The organism is Chryseobacterium echinoideorum (assembly GCF_007474535.1).
Classification (GTDB): domain Bacteria; phylum Bacteroidota; class Bacteroidia; order Flavobacteriales; family Weeksellaceae; genus Chryseobacterium; species Chryseobacterium echinoideorum.
Window position 1 is genome coordinate 58,018 of the sequence record NZ_VKNW01000014.1, and the last position, 18,911, is coordinate 76,928.

Annotated in this window: 20 protein-coding genes and 1 pseudogene; 8 read left to right on the forward strand and 13 right to left on the reverse strand. The window is 33.1% G+C overall.

What is annotated here, in order from left to right; all coding sequences use genetic code 11:
* Positions 1-14 precede the first annotated feature (14 nt).
* Both FOL89_RS15950 and FOL89_RS15955 read right to left on the reverse strand, forming a co-directional pair.
* Entirely contained in the window at positions 15-986 is a 972-nt protein-coding gene (locus tag FOL89_RS15950) for an iron ABC transporter permease (RefSeq protein ID WP_144283765.1), read from the reverse strand.
* Between the two features lie 21 nt (positions 987-1,007).
* Entirely contained in the window at positions 1,008-1,571 is a 564-nt protein-coding gene (locus FOL89_RS15955) for a TlpA family protein disulfide reductase (protein ID WP_144283766.1), read from the reverse strand.
* A gap of 171 nt (positions 1,572-1,742) precedes the next feature.
* On the opposite strand from FOL89_RS15955, the gene FOL89_RS15960 reads away from it, so the two are divergent.
* Together FOL89_RS15960 and FOL89_RS15965 are read left to right on the forward strand one after the other, a co-directional pair.
* Positions 1,743-2,867, forward strand: a complete 1,125-nt coding sequence (locus FOL89_RS15960; protein WP_144283767.1) for a ferredoxin--NADP reductase — start codon at positions 1,743-1,745, stop codon at positions 2,865-2,867.
* Positions 2,868-2,872: 5 nt separating this feature from the next.
* A complete protein-coding gene (locus FOL89_RS15965) occupies positions 2,873-3,481 on the forward strand; it encodes a SanA/YdcF family protein (RefSeq protein ID WP_394344722.1) in 609 nt (202 codons plus the stop codon).
* Here FOL89_RS15965 and tamL read toward each other — a convergent pair.
* On the reverse strand, positions 3,478-6,075 hold the full coding sequence (gene tamL / locus FOL89_RS15970) for a translocation and assembly module lipoprotein TamL (protein ID WP_144283769.1): 2,598 nt from the start codon (positions 6,073-6,075) through the stop codon (positions 3,478-3,480). The genes FOL89_RS15965 and tamL overlap by 4 nt on opposite strands.
* Between tamL and FOL89_RS15975 the strand changes: the two genes are divergently transcribed.
* Entirely contained in the window at positions 6,061-6,786 is a 726-nt protein-coding gene (locus FOL89_RS15975) for a TrmH family RNA methyltransferase (RefSeq protein WP_144283770.1), read from the forward strand. The genes tamL and FOL89_RS15975 overlap by 15 nt on opposite strands.
* 62 nt (positions 6,787-6,848) lie before the next feature.
* Here FOL89_RS15975 and FOL89_RS15980 read toward each other — a convergent pair whose 3' ends face one another.
* The 5 genes from FOL89_RS15980 to porQ all read right to left on the reverse strand — a co-directional run bounded on the left by FOL89_RS15980 (position 6,849) and on the right by porQ (position 9,901).
* Positions 6,849-7,346, reverse strand: a complete 498-nt coding sequence (locus tag FOL89_RS15980) for a phosphoribosyl-ATP pyrophosphatase (protein ID WP_144283771.1) — start codon at positions 7,344-7,346, stop codon at positions 6,849-6,851.
* Between the two features lie 4 nt (positions 7,347-7,350).
* Positions 7,351-7,659: a phage holin family protein gene (locus FOL89_RS15985; RefSeq protein ID WP_144283772.1), complete on the reverse strand. Its 309-nt coding sequence runs from the start codon at positions 7,657-7,659 to the stop codon at positions 7,351-7,353.
* Between the two features lie 78 nt (positions 7,660-7,737).
* Positions 7,738-8,085: a YtxH domain-containing protein gene (locus FOL89_RS15990; protein WP_144283773.1), complete on the reverse strand. Its 348-nt coding sequence runs from the start codon at positions 8,083-8,085 to the stop codon at positions 7,738-7,740.
* 77 nt (positions 8,086-8,162) lie between these two features.
* Positions 8,163-8,849: a (d)CMP kinase gene (gene cmk, locus FOL89_RS15995; protein WP_144283774.1), complete on the reverse strand. Its 687-nt coding sequence runs from the start codon at positions 8,847-8,849 to the stop codon at positions 8,163-8,165.
* Between the two features lie 59 nt (positions 8,850-8,908).
* Positions 8,909-9,901 (reverse strand): type IX secretion system protein PorQ, encoded by a 993-nt coding sequence (gene porQ, locus FOL89_RS16000; protein WP_144283775.1) that lies wholly within the window; start codon positions 9,899-9,901, stop codon positions 8,909-8,911.
* Positions 9,902-10,067: 166 nt separating this feature from the next.
* Here porQ and pyrH point away from each other — a divergent pair, with 166 nt between their 5' ends.
* The gene (pyrH, locus tag FOL89_RS16005; protein WP_144283776.1) at positions 10,068-10,775 is read left to right on the forward strand and encodes a UMP kinase; all 708 of its coding nucleotides are present in this window, start codon (positions 10,068-10,070) and stop codon (positions 10,773-10,775) included.
* A 121-nt stretch (positions 10,776-10,896) separates the two neighbouring features.
* The gene (frr, locus tag FOL89_RS16010; RefSeq protein WP_144283777.1) at positions 10,897-11,451 is read left to right on the forward strand and encodes a ribosome recycling factor; all 555 of its coding nucleotides are present in this window, start codon (positions 10,897-10,899) and stop codon (positions 11,449-11,451) included.
* 63 nt (positions 11,452-11,514) lie between these two features.
* On the opposite strand, the gene FOL89_RS16015 is transcribed toward frr, so the two are convergent.
* The 5 genes from FOL89_RS16015 to FOL89_RS16035 form a co-directional block, all read right to left on the reverse strand.
* The gene (locus FOL89_RS16015) at positions 11,515-12,264 is read right to left on the reverse strand and encodes an NUDIX hydrolase (protein ID WP_144283778.1); all 750 of its coding nucleotides are present in this window, start codon (positions 12,262-12,264) and stop codon (positions 11,515-11,517) included.
* A 156-nt stretch (positions 12,265-12,420) separates the two neighbouring features.
* A complete protein-coding gene (locus tag FOL89_RS16020) occupies positions 12,421-13,419 on the reverse strand; it encodes an SDR family NAD(P)-dependent oxidoreductase (RefSeq protein ID WP_144283779.1) in 999 nt (332 codons plus the stop codon).
* Positions 13,420-13,542: 123 nt separating this feature from the next.
* On the reverse strand, positions 13,543-14,160 hold the full coding sequence (locus tag FOL89_RS16025; protein ID WP_144283780.1) for a GLPGLI family protein: 618 nt from the start codon (positions 14,158-14,160) through the stop codon (positions 13,543-13,545).
* A gap of 29 nt (positions 14,161-14,189) precedes the next feature.
* The gene (locus tag FOL89_RS16030) at positions 14,190-14,963 is read right to left on the reverse strand and encodes a M23 family metallopeptidase (RefSeq protein ID WP_144283781.1); all 774 of its coding nucleotides are present in this window, start codon (positions 14,961-14,963) and stop codon (positions 14,190-14,192) included.
* Between the two features lie 63 nt (positions 14,964-15,026).
* Positions 15,027-15,959 (reverse strand): serine hydrolase domain-containing protein, encoded by a 933-nt coding sequence (locus FOL89_RS16035; RefSeq protein WP_228444944.1) that lies wholly within the window; start codon positions 15,957-15,959, stop codon positions 15,027-15,029.
* A 284-nt stretch (positions 15,960-16,243) separates the two neighbouring features.
* Between FOL89_RS16035 and FOL89_RS16040 the strand changes: the two genes are divergently transcribed.
* The 3 genes and pseudogenes from FOL89_RS16040 to FOL89_RS16050 all read left to right on the forward strand — a co-directional run bounded on the left by FOL89_RS16040 (position 16,244) and on the right by FOL89_RS16050 (position 18,730).
* Positions 16,244-17,440, forward strand: coding sequence for an MFS transporter (locus FOL89_RS16040; RefSeq protein WP_144283783.1), 1,197 nt, complete (start codon positions 16,244-16,246; stop codon positions 17,438-17,440).
* Between the two features lie 4 nt (positions 17,441-17,444).
* Positions 17,445-18,140, forward strand: a pseudogene (locus FOL89_RS16045) (DsbA family oxidoreductase).
* Between the two features lie 11 nt (positions 18,141-18,151).
* Positions 18,152-18,730, forward strand: coding sequence for a 5'-methylthioadenosine/S-adenosylhomocysteine nucleosidase family protein (locus FOL89_RS16050; protein WP_144283784.1), 579 nt, complete (start codon positions 18,152-18,154; stop codon positions 18,728-18,730).
* Positions 18,731-18,911: the final 181 nt, after the last annotated feature.

Below are 18,911 nucleotides of genomic sequence, written 5' to 3' on the forward strand. Positions count from 1 at the left end.
CTAAATGAATAAATCTAAACTTTACTTTGTCTTAAAAGCATTATTAATATCACAGGGATTCCAAAAACCGAACTAATCACGTTGATTGGAATCTGACTTTTCTCAGCAATGATTGAAAAAAACAGCATTATAAGCATTCCTAAAAACATATTCAGAATCCATTGTTGCCAAAGTTTTGAAGGGTTATATATGAGTCTGCAGAAATGCGGAACTACAATTCCGATGAACAAAATAGGACCTAAAAAAGCTGTAACAGATGCAGAAAGCAGCGAAGAAGATACAATAATCAGCATCTTAAGCGTATTCATATTCACTCCCAGACTTTTCGCATAGGAAGTTCCCAAAGAATTACCAATCAGTGGTTTTATTGTTTTAAAGCAAAAGAAAAGCCCAATAGCTACTAAGATCAACAAAACATAAATCTGGTTTCTGGTTACCATATTATTAGCTCCGAAAGACCACAAAATATAATTCTTAAGACTTTGATTTTCTGCATAAAACTGAAGCAGCGATACAATTGCACCCGCAAAAGCTGAAACAAGAAAACCAAAAATAATCAGGTAAGATTTATCCTGAAACTTATTGGAAGCAGATAAAAGTATCAGCATCAAAATAAGACTTCCCGCAATGGCTGAAAGACTCAAAAAACTGTTCTGAAGAAACTCAGGCAAAAGTATACTTTGCGAAAAAAAAATATAAAAAGCAACGGTAAGACTTGAGATGGAAGTTATCCCTAAAACATCTGGTCCCGCCAAAGGATTCTGAAAATATTCCTGCATCAGAAATCCTGAGGTGGGGATAGATATCCCTGCCAATATCATGACCAAAATACGATTTATACGTATTTCAGCAATCTGGCTGTTAGCTGACTCAAAGAAAAAATCCTGAAAGTTTAAACTTAAAAATCCTGTGTTCAGATTAATAATTGATGCAAAAATAATTGCAATAATCAACACCAAGCACAGGATTCCAAATTTATTTGACATTACAAAAATCTAATTCTTATTTTACTTAAAAAAAGAGTTGATTTTCTCGTTAAGCTGCTCTTCGCTGATCATTCCTAAAGTTTCATCAGTTTTGTCACCCATTCTCATATAAGTAAAAGGTATAGCAGACCCCGTCCATTGCTTAAAATTGGATGTGAAAAAATTCTGATCAAGAAGCTGACCGTCAACTAAAATAGTATTATTCCGAATTCCAAGTTCATCTGTAAACTGGGGAACTTTAGTTTGCCAATCACTTTTGCTGTCTAAACTTACAAAAGTAATTTTTACAGGTTTTCCGCTTAACTCCGTTATTTTACTTTTAAAATGCGGGATTTCTCTCACACAAGGTCCGCACCAGGTTGCAAAAAAATTGGTTACATAAAGTGTGTCATTTTTCTTCTGAAGAAATTCGTTTATTTCCTGTATAGAAAAAGCTTTGATCGGCGCTTTCTGCTCTTCATTTTCTGTTGTAACCAAGGTTGCTGTAGAATCTTCTATTGTATCAGGTTCCTGCAACTTTTCACTTTCTTTTTTACAGCTTATCAATGCTGTGGCTAAACAAAGTGATACTATTATTTTTTTCATTCTTAAAATTTTAAATTATATCAACAGTTTATCTCTATAAAATTGTGGTTGATATTCAAATTTTTGTTTATAAATTGTCTTTGGAAATAAAGCTCTTACTAAGATTTCTTCGCTGAGAAAAATGGAGTAATGCTGGCTTCATGATTATTTTTATTATTTTTGAATTGAAGTATGGAACAACAAATCTACAAAGGGAAACTTATTCGGTTTCATTGGTTAAAAATAAAGAAAAAGGAACAACTTACCAAAAATACTTTTTCTCTGGAATTTGAAATTCCTGAGGAATTGAAAAATAAATTTTCATTTGAGGCAGGTCAGTTTGTAAGCTTAAAGATTGATTTTCAGGACAGAATAGTTATTAATGACTATTCTATAACTTCAGCACCTTTTGAAAATACAATCGATTTAGGTATCAAAATAAATTCTGAAAATGGAGCCGCATCACATATTTTCAAAGATTATCATGAAGAAGATGAAATTTTGGTAAGCGAACCCGCAGGAAGATTCACTTTAGTTTCAAAACCCAGCGAATTCAGAACGATTGTAGGGTTTGCGGCAGGAATCGGTATTACTCCAATTTTAAGTCATTTCAAAAACATTCTTCATGAAGAGCCCAGAACAAGACTGTTTCTTTTCTTCGGTAATAAGAGTTCTGAAGATACTGCCTATAAAAAAACTCTTGATCAATTAGCTGAAACTTACGGTGACCGGTTTCAGATTTTCTATTTTTATTCTCATGAGAAGCCGGATAATCATTTTTTCTTCGGAAGATTAGACGAAAAAAAGTTGGGTTTAATTATCAATCAGATTTTACATCTTGATGATACGGATGAGGAATCTACTATTTGGGATGCTGTAGATGAAGTTTTAATCTGTGGAAAGGGAGAAATGATTAAATCTTTGGCAAATGCATGTTATCATCACGGAATTCCAAAGAAAAACATTCATTTTGAATTATTTGAAGAATTTAATGACGATATTTATCCTGTAGAAAAAGAATTTCCACTCATTGAAGATATTAAAGTAGAATTCAAACTCTTTGGAAAGCATTACGAAACAAATCTTGAGAACAACCGAAATAAAATTCTACAACAACTTCTTACAAAAAATTTCCCGCTGCCGTATTCTTGCAAATCGGGGATTTGCGGAAGCTGTGAATGCACTTTAGAGGACGGCGAAGTTGAGCTGCTGGAAAATGAATATTTAACAGAAAGAGAAGAAGCTCAGGGGAAAATTTTAGCATGTATGGCTATTGCAAAAAGTCAGAAAATAAAGCTTAATTTTGATTTTAATTGAGAATCATCAGAAACATATACCGATCGATTATTTTATCAATAGAAATTGTTTTTCTTTTGGTATGTCTTTCTAATGCATGGGTTTTTGGTTTGACAGGAGGAAGAACGTATACTAAAATATCAAAAATTCCGCCTCGTGAAGTAGCTTTGGTATTGGGAACTTCTCCCAGAATGCGTTCAGGTTTATCAAATCCTTATTTTACGAAAAGGATGGATGCAACTGCGCTTCTCTATCATCACGGAAAAATTAAAAAAATAATTGTAAGCGGTGAAAAAAGCAAAGGGTATAATGAACCTGCTGCCATGAAAAATTATCTTATCTATCAGGAAGGCGTTCCTGAAGATATTATTATTGAAGATCCTGAAGGTTTCAATACTTATAAAAGCATTTTGCGTTGTAAAAACACTTATAAAAAAGAAAATGTAATCATTGTTTCTCAAGGTTTTCATAACCTGAGAGCGCTCTTTTTCGCAAGAAATAATCATATGAATGCATTGGGCTTTGATGCACAGGATGTATCAAAACCCGAAAGTTACTACCGAAATCAGTCCCGTGAAATTCTGGCGAGGGTAGTGGCAGTTGTCTATTTTATCTTAGGAATTTCTCCAGATTAAAAAGGATATCCAAAAGCAATATTCAAGGTTGGTTTTAATGGCTGAAATTTATTGAATCTCCATCTTTCTCCGTCTGGTTTGTTAGGATCATATATTTTATACGCCAAATCTACTCTCAAGGTAATATAAGCAATATTAAGTCTCAATCCAACGCCGCTTCCGACACCCATTTCACGAATAAAACGATTGAATTTAAACTGATCATCAAAGCCGTTATTTTCTGTATTCCATACGTTTCCGATGTCAGTAAAAATTGCGCCTTCATACATTTCCGTAAACGGGATTCTGTATTCAATATTGGTGGTTAGTTTGATATTTCCCATCAGATAAGTACGTACTTTTTCATCAATCTGAGATCCTCCCGGACCAAGACCGCCAAAAGCGATCCATGCACGGATATCATTTGCTCCTCCGTTGAAATATGATCTTACAAAAGGCATCGTAGAAGAATTACCGTAAGGAATACCCAAACCGATAAACTGACGAAGTGCTAAAGTCTGATTTCCGTTGAATTTAAAATATTTTCTGACATCAAAATCAAATTTTACAAACTGTGCATAAGGAATTCCGAAAATTGTTCTTTCCGGGCTTCGGAGAACACCACCGCCATCATTTCTATTTTGATTAAAAATGCTAGGAATATTTCCTGCTAATTCAACTTTACCATTAAAATAAAATGCATTAGGGTAATCTTTCTTACCAATTTCATTATAAATAAAATTATAGATCATTGACGAAATCAAAACATCCTGTGTCTGTCTGTCTTTATTAACAAGTGTCCCTCGAAATGATAATAGATCGTCTGCTCTTTTTTTATCTAAACTATTTACATAACCATTGTCTGCCAAAATCTTTTCAGAGACTTGATCTATTGTTAATGCTCCCGAATTAAACTGCTGCTGAATCTGAGGATTATACACAAAATAATCATCAAAAACGGTTTGTCTCACCACATTATCGTTAACGAAAAAATCATAATAACTGTCTTTATTCTTAGTTAAACTAAATAAAGTATTAAATAAGGTCAATCTATGTGACGATTGATCGTTCACATTGGCAAAATAATTTAATCCACTGTTAAAATTGGTTCTACCTAATCCGATGTTGTTTTGTACCGATGCACCCAAAACTATAGATGTAGTAGGAGAGTATCGTTTAGGAATCAGTTTATAATAGCTGAAAGGAAGCAATAATCTCGGAAAACTTAACGATGCCTGTGCAGAATATTCGTAAGCTAAAATTCTTTTATCCAGATTTTTTGGATTTCTGATAGATCCGAAAGTTCCCGCAACACTTGTGGTAAGGTTTTCTGCACCTCCAAAAACATTTCTTGTCGTAAGATCAACAGATGGCGAAATACCAAAATTTAATAGCTGAGAATAATTCAGGTCTGTTCCTACTTTCAATTCATATTTATCCAATGGCTTCAAAACATAGAGAACATCTACAATACTGTCATTAGGTGCACTACCGCCACCTTGTCTTAAAGAATCTCTTGCTTTCAGAATACTAAAATTGTTCATCGCTAAAAGGTTTCTTTTGGTAAGATCAAGCTTTTTCTGATCATATTGCACCTTACTGTCAACAATGATTGCTCTCCATAAAGACGGTGTTTTATACTGATCATTTACTTTGTGAAATCTTATTCTTCGAAGACTGTCTTTTACTGTATGTTTAGGAAAATCTGACGGACGATCAACTATCGCAACATCAATATTTCCGAAAGTAGCTCTTTTGTACGGTCTGTCTAAAGAATCTTTGTGAATTTCCAAAACCAGCGGAATTTCTTTTGTACTTTTGAGAGAATCTGCTACAAAACCTACTTCATCATTAGCAGCGTTAAATCTGTAATAACCATTATCGCGCATAAGTTCATTGATTCTGGAAATTTCTTTTTCTAAAACCGTCTGATCTAATATCTGTCCTTTTCTTACTAAGCTTTCATGAAGTCTCTGCCTGAAAACTCCTTTAATTCCGGCATCAGGAATATTGTAATAATATTCTTTGATATTGGTGGGTGTATTATGTTTAATTGAATAATTTACCCTGGCTTTTTTGGCAGCAGAGTCAAGTTGATGATTATACTTTACTTCAGCATCCCAAAAACCTCTGTATGTCATTCTGTTTTCTATCTGTTCTGCACTTTTTTCAGTTCTTGCCTGATCAAGAATTACAGGCGGAGTTCCAAAATTGTGATAAAGCCTGTCCATAAAAAGACTTTTCCCTACACTGCTCTGCATATTGTATTTAATGAAAAGAGAATCACGGAGTTTTTGATTTCTCATTTCACTAGGATAAGTCATGTATTCACTCAGAAGGGTATCATATTTAGGATTGGCAGCATTGTAAAAAAGTAAACTAAGCGGTAGAAAGAGCAGTTGTTTTTTATTAGGTTTCTGCTGTACATAATCTTTCAGTTCTTCGTCAAAAAACTGTTTTTTATCTTCAAACTCAAAATTGTTTTGTGTAAGCAGATATTCTCCGTCGGGAACTTTTTTTGTGGTACTACAGGCATAAAGTAATCCGACAAATGTTGCAAATGATATTATTTTATAATACTTTTGAGGAGAATTCTTAAAATGCTTACCGCTCATACAATTAAAATTTTACAATCTTTAGATAAAAAGAAGTTCAGGCAAAAATACAACTTGTTTTTGGTTGAAGGTAATAAAACTATAATGGAACTTCCTAATTCTAACTTTAAAATTAGGGAAATATTTTCTACACACCCCAATAATTTTCTTTCAGAAGAAGTGAAGTTTACACAGATCTCTGAAAATGAACTAAAAAAAATAAGTTTTCTTAAAAACCCTAAAGATTCGGTGGCTGTTTGTGTTCTTCCTGACAATAGTAAATTGGAAGAAAAAAATTTCCAATTGGTATTAGACGGAATACAGGATCCAGGGAACTTAGGGACAATTATTAGACTTGCAGATTGGTTTGGTATAGAACAGATTATCTGCAGTGAAGATACCGTAGATTTTTACAATCCCAAAGTTATACAGGCAACAATGGGTTCATTCACAAGAGTAAATATGGCGTATTGCAATTTGACAGAATATCTTTCCGCAACCCAAAATACGAATATCGGAACCGACATGGAAGGGGAAAATATTTATCAGTTTGAGCAACCTCAAAAAATTAATTTAATTTTAGGGAATGAAGGAAACGGAATGAGAAAAGAAACTGAAGATCTACTTCATAAAAAAATAAGCATCCCGAGATTCGGAAAATCGCAGTCTACAGAAAGCCTGAATGTTTCTATGGCTGCCGGAATAATTCTTGGCCAGCTTTTTAGAATTTAAGGGTAAAAAAAGTTAGAGAGTAGTAGAAATATAAAGATCATCTTACTCTCCAACTCTCCAATTTATATCAATTGTTCCATACTTGATACACTTTTACTTTTCTGATAGGCTTCTAATTTTTTACGAATAAACTTTAAGGCAACCGGTGCTACATATATAAGCGCTGCACCCAGAATTTTCTTCTTCCAGTTAGAGCTTTTCATGTTTTTCTTTGCATAATTAGCCACAAACGCAGTTACTGCAAGTTTCATAACGGTATCCATTGCACCACCTTTTAAAGTACTTCCTGCAATGCCTACTGCTGTATTTTTGCTCAAGATGAGATCTTTTACTTCAGAGGTTATCTGTTTCGCAATCACATCTTTTCTTATAACTGTCTTTTCTTCGCCGTTTTCATCTATTTTTTCTTTCAGATACTGATCAGTAAGTCCGTTGGTAAATGCACTAAGGCTCTCTTTTGTATTTTTAAAAGTTAAAAGTCCTTCAAGATCGGTAATTTCTTCTTTCAGAAGTTTCTTTTTTCTTTTGAGTTCTTCTAAGCTATTGTAATTTCTTCCCATAATTTTAATAATTTAAGAATTGGATTACTTTATCTGCGACCATATTCACAATTTTTTTCTTAAAAATCATCACTAAAATCATGATGAATAAATAAAACCCTGCTACAATAAGAAAGCCGAATGAATAATTATCAAGTGCTTTTCCGATAAGAAACGCCAAACCAAAATTGAAAAGAATGATAAAAAAGCCAAAAGCCACCAGCAAAATAACGAGATAGGCTATTACACCGGCTGAAATTGAAGATTTTTCTGTTGCCTCAATTTTTAGCAGATCTATTCTTTTAGATGCATATTCTTTTATAGTTTCGATCATTCTTTTATTTTTTAAAGTTATAAAAAAAGGAACTCATTTACAAAGTTCCTTTTCTATTATTTAATATAAAATTAAATATTAATTTTTAAGATCATTCAATCCGGATTCAACATCTTTTACCATATCAGTGGTTTTTGATACAATCTGATCTTTATATTTATCATATCCGTCTTTTACGGTATGAGCAACATTATTTGCCGTTTCTTTGAAAGTAGAAGAAATATTTCCGTACTGGTCTTTCACTTTTTCAGATACTTCGCCATATTTATTTTTAGCTTGATCCTTAAGATCTTCTGCTTTATTCTTGATTTTTTTTCTGGTTTCTTTTCCCTCTTCAGGAGCGTAAAGCATTCCTAAAACCACACCTGCTGCAGCACCTGCTAAAAGTCCTGCCAAAATACCTGCTGTATTATTTTTTTTAGACATTTTTTGTTTCTTTAATAGTTAGTATAATAATATTTGGTAAATAAGATTACAATTTATATACCAATCAGTTTTAATAATCAATAAAAATCGTTAATTTTTTTTAAATGATAAAGAATACTTTCAATCGTCTGAGATTTCGATAAGTTGGTATTATCTATCTCAATTGCATCATCGGCTTTTTTTAAAGGAGAAATTTCTCTTTCACTGTCTATGCGGTCTCTTTCAATCAAATTTTCTCGTACCTGATCAATATTAGCATCCAATCCTAATGACAGAAGTTCGTCATATCTTCTTTTGGTACGTTCTTCAATACTTGCGGTAAGAAAAAACTTAAAATCTGCACTAGGTAAAACAACCGTTCCGATATCTCTTCCATCCATAATAACACCGCCATTTCTTGCGATTGATCTCTGAGTTTCAAGCAGAAAATCTCTTACCTCTTTTTGTTTGGCAATAAAGCTCACCTGATCAGAAACTTCGGCTGTTCTTATTTCTTTTGAAACATTGATTTGGTTGACATACAAAACCAACTCATCTTCATCTCTTTTAAATTCCAGTTTGATGGATGCGAAAGATTCATAGAGTTTCTGTAAGTTGATATTGCCGTCTTTATCTGTACAGTTTTGGAGAGCAAACCATGTAATCCCACGATATAAAGCACCTGTGTCCAAATGTACGATTCCAAGTTTTTCGGCAATGATTTTTGATATTGAACTTTTTCCTGTGGATGAATAGCCGTCAATAGCAATTACTGGTTTTTTCATAAGACAAATTTCAAGAAATTTTATGAAAAAATCAAGGATATAGACAGGAATCTGTTTTTTTATTCTCCGTGACGGGTATTCAAATCTACGGAAATACCAATCTGATTAACATTGGAAGCATTATGATAGCGTACGTGGGCATAATCTATCCGGAATCTGGAAATCTTCAGCCCGAATCCTCCGGAAATACCGGAAAAATTTCGCTGGTCCAATACGGCAAGTTCGCTACCCCTTCTTGCGTTATAACCCAATCTGATATTAAATCCTCTCTCCGGAAAAAGCTCTGCTCCTACTGAAAAGTGATCTGCTATTTTTCTGCCTATCCCAACTTCCTGTTCATTGATGTTGTAATCTGAAGAAATATCAAACTTCTGTAAATCATGAGCCGTAATTGTTACCGCAAGAGGAAAATTCTTTAAAATTCTTGTATAGCCTAAATCTATTCTGAAAGGCAGATTTTCTCTTACCCCGTTAAAAGAGCTTAGCTGATATCCAAAATTCCGGAAAACAACTGATGCCGCTTCTTTATTGATTTTATTATGATAGGTAATTCCGGCAGTTCCTGCGATAGCAGAAGATGTATAGGTATCAATTTTTGATGTGATAAAATTAAGACCACCTCCAATCGTCCAGTCTTCTTCAAACTGATAGGCATATCCTGCACCTACAGAAACATCTGAAGCTGTAAAATCACCCATTTCGAAACCGCTTTCGTCAGTTCGAGGAATATTTCCATAGTTCATATATCTTGCGTTCAGCGTCACCATGTGACCATTATCCAGATCTCTTGCGTAGGCAATAGTACCGTATTTTGAGTCTGCAAGATATGCTGCTGCATTTACTGAAAGCTGATTGTGGGATTCCTTATTTAGTAACGCAGGATTAGCAATAGCAAAAGATACATCCTGATCTCTTATGCTTATGACGTCACCTCCGAGAGCTGCCTGTCTTGCAGAAACAGGGATATTCAGAAAAGGATAAACATTCGTCCCATTCTGAGCAAACGAAACAATTCCTGAAAGAAACAGTGGAAATAGTAATAATTTCTTCAAATCAGTATATAATTAATGCAAAAATAATTCTTTTTGCTGCTTATCAAAATATTTCTGTCAATATTTATCTACAAATATTTTTCTTTTTTCAATATTTATAATGATTATATTTGCAGAGTTAATTTTTCAGACCAATTATTCTGAAATAAATTTATTAAAATTTAAAATGAAATATAAAAGAATCCTTCTTAAACTGAGCGGTGAAGCTTTGATGGGCAACAGACAATATGGCATAGATAATGACCGACTGATGGAATATGCACAGGAAATAAAAAATGTAGTTGATAAAGGTTGTGAAATTGCCATTGTAATCGGAGGAGGAAATATTTTCCGTGGTGTAGCCGGAGCAGCAAAAGGGATGGACAGGGTTCAGGGAGATTACATGGGAATGCTTGCGACAGTAATCAATGGAATGGCTTTGCAGGGTGCCTTGGAAGATGCAGGGATCAAAACGAGGCTTCAGTCTGCTATAGAAATGGATAAAGTTGCAGAACCTTTTATCAAAAGAAGAGCCGTACGACATCTTGAAAAGGGTAGAGTAGTCATTTTTGGTGCAGGTACAGGAAATCCTTATTTTACAACAGATACAGCCGCAACTTTAAGAGCCATAGAAATTGATGCAGATGTAATTTTGAAAGGAACAAGAGTAGACGGAATATATGACAGCGATCCTGAGAAAAATGTAAATGCCGTAAAATACAATTCGCTCACCTTTGATGAAGTGTATGAAAAAAACCTTAAGGTAATGGATATGACTGCCTTTACATTAAGCCATGAAAACAAACTTCCAATTATTGTTTTTGATATGAATAAAGAAGGCAACCTTCTTAAAATTGTTGAAGGCGAAAATATTGGAACATTAGTTGATTTGTAATTGGCACTGCTTATAATAGATTTGATGATTTTAGATCAAATGATTTAAATAGTCAGATATTATTTATTGCTCATTACTTATCACTTGTAATATGTGTAATTTATCAAATTTTTATTATATAATGGAAGAATTAGATCTTATCGTAGAATCTGTAAAGCAGGACATGGATTCTGCTATCAAACATTTGGATCATGCATTTCAAAAAATCAGAGCCGGTAGAGCATCTACAACAATGGTTCAGGATGTAATGGTAGAGTATTACGGAGCGCCTACACCTATCAATCAGGTTGCCAATGTGTCTGTACCGGATGCCATGACAATTTCTATTCAGCCTTGGGACAGAACTGCGATCGGAGCAATTGAAAAAGCGATTATTAATTCAAATTTAGGATTTGCTCCTTCAAATAATGGCGAAAACATCATCCTTAATGTTCCTCCTTTGACTGAAGAAAGAAGAAAAGAATTGGCAAAACAGGCTAAATCTGAAACAGAAGACACCAAAGTTGTAGTAAGAAATGCAAGACAGAATGGCTTGAAAGAGCTAAAAAGATTAGATGGAGTTTCTGAAGATCTGGTCAAAAATATTGAAGCAGATATTCAGGTTCTTACCGATAAATATGTGAAACTTTGTGATGACCATCTAAAAGTGAAAGAAGCTGAGATTATGAAAGTTTAATTACAATCTCAGATTAACAAAAATTACAAAAACCGTCATGTATATATTGCAAGGCGGTTTTTTTTACCAACTATTAAGTCCGTTTTTCAGAGCTGCAATATATTTTTCTTCATCAAAAGAATAGAGATCCGGAGCTTTATGAGCACCACCTCTTCTTTGCTCATCCAGCTTATTAAGAATTCCCAGATTTTTAATTTTCCTGTAAAAATTGCCTCTGTTAAGTTCTTTTCCTAAAATTGCTTCATAAAGTTTCTGAAGTTCCGTTAAAGTAAATTTTTCTGGTAAAAGATTATACCCAATAGGTTTAATTGAAATTTTTTCCCGCATCGTTAACAAAGCCTTTTCAATAATTTCACGATGATCCATTCCTAAATCTATTTCGTTGAGTTGACTTAGATAAAACCATTCGCAAGTTTCGGTAAACTCATCCGGAATGGGATGTATTTTTTCAGGATTATATAATGCATAATAACCAATCGTTATAAAACGCTGCTTTTGGAAAAGTGTTTCATCAAAATCTTCAAAATAAGATTCGCTTCTGTTGATTTTACCAAAAACACCAAATTCTTCAACAAAAATATCGGTAAGACCAGCTCTTTCCTCAAGAATTTTTTTTATTGCATCATCAAGATCAAGATTTTTATCAATAAATCCGCCTGGTAAAAACCATTTTTTACGGTAATTCATTTTAATAAGAAGCACTTTTAGCTCGTTCTGATCAAATCCGAAAATAACCGGATCGGCTGAGAGATGAGGAAGATAAACTTCTTTTGCTTGTATTGATTTACTGATAAACTGTTCCTTTGAATTCATTTCTGATAAAACCTAGAGCCGCAAATTTAAGATTTATATTGTAACACCAAAAATAAGTCATTAAATAAAGATAAACAATTAGCTGTAATCTTGAAAAACAAAAAAATCAGATCTTTTAAGAATCTGATTTTCAATGAATCATTAATGTAAAGAGATTTAGCTTTTCTTGGAGGATTTTGCTTTAATAATCATAAAAGCTAATCCTAAACCAAGTCCTGTAAGCATTGCCACCTTAGTTTTTTTTCCCGGAACAGGCAATGAGGTCTCGCCATAAATTCTATGCGGCTCAGATGATTCTTGCAAAACATTTCCGGAATCATTAGGTGCATTTTTAATTTTCATCATCAAACGCATTCCTGCAGAAGCTGTATTTATGATTGATTTTGGAAATAATTTATAGGCACTTGTCAGAAGCCACGAAGTAAAATCCGGAAAAGAATCTTTTTTAGGATCTTTTGCAAGCTGTACTATTTTTTCTGCAGTATCTCTGGGATCAGCTGCAAAAGGCGGAATTTTAAAATCTAATCCGGAATATTTTGCTGAATGCATATTTCCGGTAGATCTTTGAATCTGCGGATAAAGATTCGCAATATGAATATCCTTAAATTCTGAAATCTCGCCGTGAAGACATTCCATCATGCCACGAATCCCAAATTTTGTTGAAGAATATACCGCACTGTACGGAGCCGGCATAAATCCGCCAATTGAAATATTATTGATTAAAATTCCTTCTGTCTGTTGTTTAAATAATTGTAAAACATGATAAGCGCCATGCATATATCCGAAAAGATTGGTTTTTATAACCTGCTCATGAATTTCCATTGGGATCTCATCAAATTTTCCGCTTGCCATTACTCCTGCATTATTTACCCAAATATCAATTCTTCCAAAACGGTTTACAGCTTCTTTTACAAGATTTTCTACTTCTGCTGAAACAGATACATCGGTAGTAACCGCTATAGCATTTACTTCTAGATCTTTACACAGTTGCAAGGTTTCGTCTAAAGCTTTTTGTCCTCTTGCTGCAATAACAATATTACAGCCTTCAAGAGCAAAAGCTTCTACAGCAGCCCTTCCTACACCGCTGCTTCCGCCGGTAATTACTACTGTTTTACCTCTCAGGATTCTCTTTTCTAAATTATTTTTTGGATTCATATCAGAATGATTTAGGTTGATTTTTCTAAATCTATCTATTTTTACACCAAACCCTAAAAAACACTCACTTTTTAAGCTAAAAAATTAAAACACAGACAATATACCTGTGTTTTAAAATCTAATTTATTTGTAAAGATCAAGCTCGATGAAATTATTATTTTTCTCAATTTCTTCTTTGGATATTTTTTCGGAAGCTTTCAGCATTTCATCATTTGAGTATGTTTTACCATCAAAAGTTATTGTGGCAACAATATTTCCTGCGGGTGAGTTCATCATTTGTCTCATATCTTTCACCGGATCTTTTTTATAGTCACTCCATAGTTTTCTAAATTTTTCTTCAGAGACTTCTATTTCTTTTTGCTTTATTGAAAGATCAACTTCATTTTCCGAAGAACTTCTTTTGCTTGCAATAAGCGTAAAAGAATGATCTGCTTTAGAATCTTCAATTTTTAAAATTAAACCCGGAAGTCCTGAGAATTCATAAGGTCCGTCCTGCAAAGGTATTTCTTGTGTAAACCATGCAATCCAGTTTCTGCCTCTCCAAAAAGCGGTGGCTTTCTGGACTTTATAACCAAGAATTTCATCTTTCTCACTGCTGATTTTCCAATTTAATAGTTTCTCATTACGAAGGACAATTCTTGTACTGCCAATATTGGTCTTAAGAACTGACTCATAATCATGAATTATTTTCTCGAAAATATATATAAATCTATAATCTGTGTGAAAATTAATGTTTTTTATGACTGATTGTTAAATTTTTAAGATACAGATCATCTGTTATGCCTAATTTTCTGATTTCTTAAGAGAGCTTCAGAATAAATTTTGCCTTCAAAATAAAACGGAATTGAAATTAGTGTTTCATTTTTCTCAGGAACTAAGACATTAAAGTGCAGATGCTCTCCATCTAAATAACCTGTTGCACCACTCAACCCGATTGGCTGACCTCGTTTTACATAATCCCCTACTTTTACCAAACTTCCGTGTTTCTTTAAGTGAACATATTGTGTGAAAAACCCGTTTTGAGGATGATAAATAGTAATAAAATTGGCAAAATCTTGCCATTTTTTATCATTTTTTCCAAATTCATAATCTTTAACAACACCTACAACAAAACCATCATTTGCACTTGTAATTGTATCGCCAACTTTCAAATCAATATCCACTGCGTATTTTGAATAATTTGTATTGTGACTAAAACTTCCTTTATTACCCTGAATTATTTTATATATTTTGCCTTTAGGAAAGGGAAGTGCAAGCGGTATTTTCGTTATTTTTTTATTCTTATCACCTAAAGCGTAAAAGTAGGTATAAGCAAATTTTTTTGTGTCTAAATTCTGGATAAAAAATTTAATTTCATATTCTGATTTATCATGAATTAAAATTCTCAAAGTATCGTTTATTATATTTTGATTTTTCAGATATTCAGAAAAAAATTTAACTCTTATAGGACAATGGAGAGGGTTTTGGATTTTGATATAAAGTGTATCACTATCATAACTTGCATTATGAAATATTTCAGCCTGATTATACTTTATTGCAGGCATTTCCTGTGCTTGATAATGTGAACAGAGTATGATGGAAAAAGGAGCAAAAGTATATGTAAAATTTCATTTTTGTGATACAATATTTTTCAGAAAAATATTTTTGATTTTCTTTTCAAAATAATAATAAAATTCACTTTCTTCATTCATTTGATTTTCCAGCACTATAAGACTTATATCGTATTGAGGAATATAAATATTCAGAGAAGAAAATCCGTCGCCGAGACCAGTATGTCCAAAATATTTTATGCCTTCTGAATCAACCGTTCTGATGTTGTAGCCATAACCGTTTTTATTTTGACCAAAAACATCATGCTGAGACATCGCAGAAGGATAAATCATTTGTTTATAAGCATTATTACTCAATACTTTACCTTTATGAAGATGATCATTCCAGATAACCAGATCTTGTGCTGTGGTGACAACGCCATCAGCTGCAAGATTTTCTTCATTGATCATTGAATTTCTCACTTTTGTTATTTGATCTTTTCTAATAATGAAGCCTGATAAAGAGTTTTTATATTTTTCAGAATATAAATAAGTATCATTCATTCTGAGTTTTTTAAATAATTTTTCTGCTAACTGTCTGTAGGTCTTACCAGTTACGTTATATAAAATTTTGCCTAAAAGAATATTGGAGATATTTCCATATTTAAAATCACTCCCCGGTTTGAAAATCAGAGGTTTATCTAAATCAACAATTCCATGAGTATGATTGAGAAGTTGATGAACTGTAACAAAATCTGCCCATTTTTGTTTCAAATCAGGCAAATATTCATGTATTGGAGAATGTAGTTGTATTTTGCCTTTCTCTACTTGCTGTAAAATAAGAACTGAAGTTATTTGTTTAGTATTTGACATAATTTCAAACCGATCATTCAGTTTAAGAGGAGTTTTACTTTCAGGATCAGAATAACCTGAAACTTTAGTGTAAACAGATTTTCCTTTTTGAGATATAACAATAACACCATTGAAGTTTACGGGAGATTGTATTTTCATTAAACTATCTATTTTATACCAATTTTCTTTAAATTGTGAATAAAACATATTTATGCTTAAAGCAAGCAGTAGTAGAGTAATTTTTTTTAACATCATTAACAGTACATTTGATATGTATTTCTTGAATAAGAAAAGGTAAAATATTCAATTATCAAAGATAACAAACTTTCCAATTGAAAATAATGATTGGTTATATTTAAGTTAACATATCGAATCATTTCCTGATGATTATCTTAATCATTATCTTTACACGGCTTAAAATAGAGTAAAGCAGCTTTCATTTCATGCAAAATCCGTCTTCATTAGGAATTTCCAAAACTAATATCTGGCTCATGTCAATCATTTCAGGACTAGTTGTTGCCAATAATTACTACAATCAGCCTTTATTAGGGCTTATTTCAAAAGACCTGAATGTAACAGAAAGTGCTGCCGGAAAAATTTCTGTACTTACTCAGTTGGGGTATGCATTTGGACTGCTCATGATTGTACCTTTAGGAGATAAGTTCTTACGAAAAAAACTGATTTTAATAGATTTAGTTCTGGTTATTTTGTCGCTTTTGTGGATGACTTTTGCAACAGAACTATGGATGTTGTATGTGGCAAGTCTTCTTATCGGAACAACTTCTGTTATTCCTCAGTTATTTGTACCTATCACGGCTGAATTATCACCGGAAAAAGAAAAATCATCGAATATAGGATTGGTTGTTTCAGGTTTGCTTATGGGAATTCTGCTTTCCAGATTTGTGGGAGGTATAGTAGGAGAGATGTGGGGATGGAGGTCAATGTACGGAATTGCTGCTGTTCTTATGCTTCTAACTTGGTTGGTAGTGTACAAAATGCTTCCTGAAATACAGCCCAATTTCAAGGGAACCTATTTTGAACTTATGAATTCTGTCATCAAACTTGCTAAAACCCAGCCGGTTCTTCAGTTATCATCATTTCGAGGAGCTATGGGATTCGGTTCTTTGTGTGCACTTTTTACGACTCTTGTTTTCCATATGGAGAGACCGCCTTTCGAAGCAGGAGCTTCCGTAGCAGGAAGTTTTGGTCTTGCAGGAGCTGTAGGAGCTTTGGCTGCTGCAAAAGTTGGAGGATTACAAAAGAAAATGAGTATCAATCATATTATTTTATATTCTATTCTAATTTTAACAGCAAGTTGGGGATTTACTTATTTTGCAGGCGATACTTATTGGGGGCTTATTGTCGGGGTTATTCTTATTGATTTAGGGGTACAGTCTAATCATATTATGAATCAGACCAATTATTTCTTGCTCAAAACCAATGCAGTAAACCGTCTGAATACAGTGTATATGGTATCATATTTTATCGGCGGATCACTCGGAACTTATCTTGCATCAGTTGCATGGAAATATGCAGAATGGAAAGGAGTCTGTATTATAGGATTGAGTATGGGATTAGCAGCATTATTGGCTCATATACTATTTGCTGATAAAATTTATAAAAAACAATTTAATCAATAAAAAAATGAAAGTAGAAATCTGGTCAGACATCATGTGTCCATTCTGTTACATAGGAAAGAAAAATTTTGAAAAAGCTTTGCTGGAATTGTCTTTTAAAAATCACATAGAAGTAGAGTGGAAAAGTTTTCAGCTTGATCCCACATTAGATCCTTCGGAAACAATAACTACCAATGAATATTTCAAGAGTAAAAAAGGAGCTTCTGCTGAGCAGGCTATGCAAATGACCTCCCAAGTCACTTCGATGGGAAAATCATCCGGAATTAATTTTAATTTTGAAACAGCATTGATTACCAATACTTACAAAGCTCATCAGCTTCTCCATTTAGGAAAAAAATACGACAAAAGTAATGAAATGGAAGAGAGACTTTTTAAAGCTCATTTCATTGAAGGAAAAAACATTGGCGACTTTATAGTATTGACAGAAATTGGTCAATCTCTCGGAATTAGCCAGGAGAAGATATAAAACTGCTTACAAAACAATGCGTTTGAAAATGATTTTCAAAAAGATATTGAAGAGGCAAAAAATAACAGAATTTCTGGTGTTCCGTTTTTTGTTATTAATGGAAAATACGGAATTTCGGGAGCCCAGCCTTCAGAATTTTTCGTCAATGCTCTCACACAAACTTATGAAGAAAGTGATGTATCTGAGAAAAAGACAGACAAATTATCTTGCAATGAGGATGAAGGATGTTCAATTTAACATAATATGAAATGATACATATCAACGATAATTCTTACAATTTACAAGATATCCTTTTTGTATTTGCTTTAGAATCTGAAGCTGCCGAAGAGTTTGATGACACCCAAAAACTATTAACAGGGATTGGTAAAGTAAATGCAGCCATTCAACTCACCAAAGAATTGCAGAAGAATAAACCTAAACTTGTCATTAATTTAGGTTCGGCTGGAGGAATTGGTTTTGAAAAAGGTGAAATTATATGCTGCACTCAATTTATTCAGAGAGATATGGATGCACAAGCTTTAGGATTCAAAAAATTTGAAACACCGCTTTCAGGAATTCCCGTTATTTTAAAAAACGGATTAAAATTAAATGATCTTCCTGAAGGAATTTGCGGAACAGGCGACAGTTTTGAAATGAATCACATCAATACTGAATACAACATCGTTGATATGGAAGCTTACTCGTTAGCATTAATTTGTCTGGAAGAAAATATTCCTTTTTTATGTCTGAAATACATTTCGGACGATGCCGGAAGTGATGCTGCTGATGATTGGGCGATACAGGTTCACCTTGCTGCAAAGGCTTTTAGAAAGATTTTATTCGGGTAAAAATTATGTCACTATAAAATGCGCTATAATAAATCTGAAAAACACACTATTTAACATAATATAAATTATAGGACTTTTATTAAGTTAAATAATTGTCTATCATTTATATTAAAAATTTATGCTGATATTATTATGTTAAATAAAATTCTCATATTCTTATACCATGTGTTTAATTGATCAT

What these genes read in the sequence shown, in the direction of transcription:
- FOL89_RS15950 (WP_144283765.1), bottom strand. Translation starts at nt 986, where the DNA reads ATGTCAAATAAATTTGGAATCCTGTGCTTGGTGTTGATTATTGCAATT.
- FOL89_RS15955 (WP_144283766.1), bottom strand. Translation starts at nt 1,571, where the DNA reads ATGAAAAAAATAATAGTATCACTTTGTTTAGCCACAGCATTGATAAGC.
- FOL89_RS15960 (WP_144283767.1), top strand. Translation starts at nt 1,743, where the DNA reads ATGGAACAACAAATCTACAAAGGGAAACTTATTCGGTTTCATTGGTTA.
- FOL89_RS15975 (WP_144283770.1), top strand. Translation starts at nt 6,061, where the DNA reads ATGCTTACCGCTCATACAATTAAAATTTTACAATCTTTAGATAAAAAG.
- tamL (WP_144283769.1), bottom strand. Translation starts at nt 6,075, where the DNA reads ATGAGCGGTAAGCATTTTAAGAATTCTCCTCAAAAGTATTATAAAATA.
- FOL89_RS15980 (WP_144283771.1), bottom strand. Translation starts at nt 7,346, where the DNA reads ATGGGAAGAAATTACAATAGCTTAGAAGAACTCAAAAGAAAAAAGAAA.
- FOL89_RS15985 (WP_144283772.1), bottom strand. Translation starts at nt 7,659, where the DNA reads ATGATCGAAACTATAAAAGAATATGCATCTAAAAGAATAGATCTGCTA.
- FOL89_RS15990 (WP_144283773.1), bottom strand. Translation starts at nt 8,085, where the DNA reads ATGTCTAAAAAAAATAATACAGCAGGTATTTTGGCAGGACTTTTAGCA.
- cmk (WP_144283774.1), bottom strand. Translation starts at nt 8,849, where the DNA reads ATGAAAAAACCAGTAATTGCTATTGACGGCTATTCATCCACAGGAAAA.
- pyrH (WP_144283776.1), top strand. Translation starts at nt 10,068, where the DNA reads ATGAAATATAAAAGAATCCTTCTTAAACTGAGCGGTGAAGCTTTGATG.
- frr (WP_144283777.1), top strand. Translation starts at nt 10,897, where the DNA reads ATGGAAGAATTAGATCTTATCGTAGAATCTGTAAAGCAGGACATGGAT.
- FOL89_RS16015 (WP_144283778.1), bottom strand. Translation starts at nt 12,264, where the DNA reads ATGAATTCAAAGGAACAGTTTATCAGTAAATCAATACAAGCAAAAGAA.
- FOL89_RS16020 (WP_144283779.1), bottom strand. Translation starts at nt 13,419, where the DNA reads ATGAATCCAAAAAATAATTTAGAAAAGAGAATCCTGAGAGGTAAAACA.
- FOL89_RS16030 (WP_144283781.1), bottom strand. Translation starts at nt 14,963, where the DNA reads ATGCCTGCAATAAAGTATAATCAGGCTGAAATATTTCATAATGCAAGT.
- FOL89_RS16035 (WP_228444944.1), bottom strand. Translation starts at nt 15,959, where the DNA reads ATGAAAATACAATCTCCCGTAAACTTCAATGGTGTTATTGTTATATCT.
- FOL89_RS16040 (WP_144283783.1), top strand. Translation starts at nt 16,244, where the DNA reads ATGCAAAATCCGTCTTCATTAGGAATTTCCAAAACTAATATCTGGCTC.
- FOL89_RS16050 (WP_144283784.1), top strand. Translation starts at nt 18,152, where the DNA reads ATGATACATATCAACGATAATTCTTACAATTTACAAGATATCCTTTTT.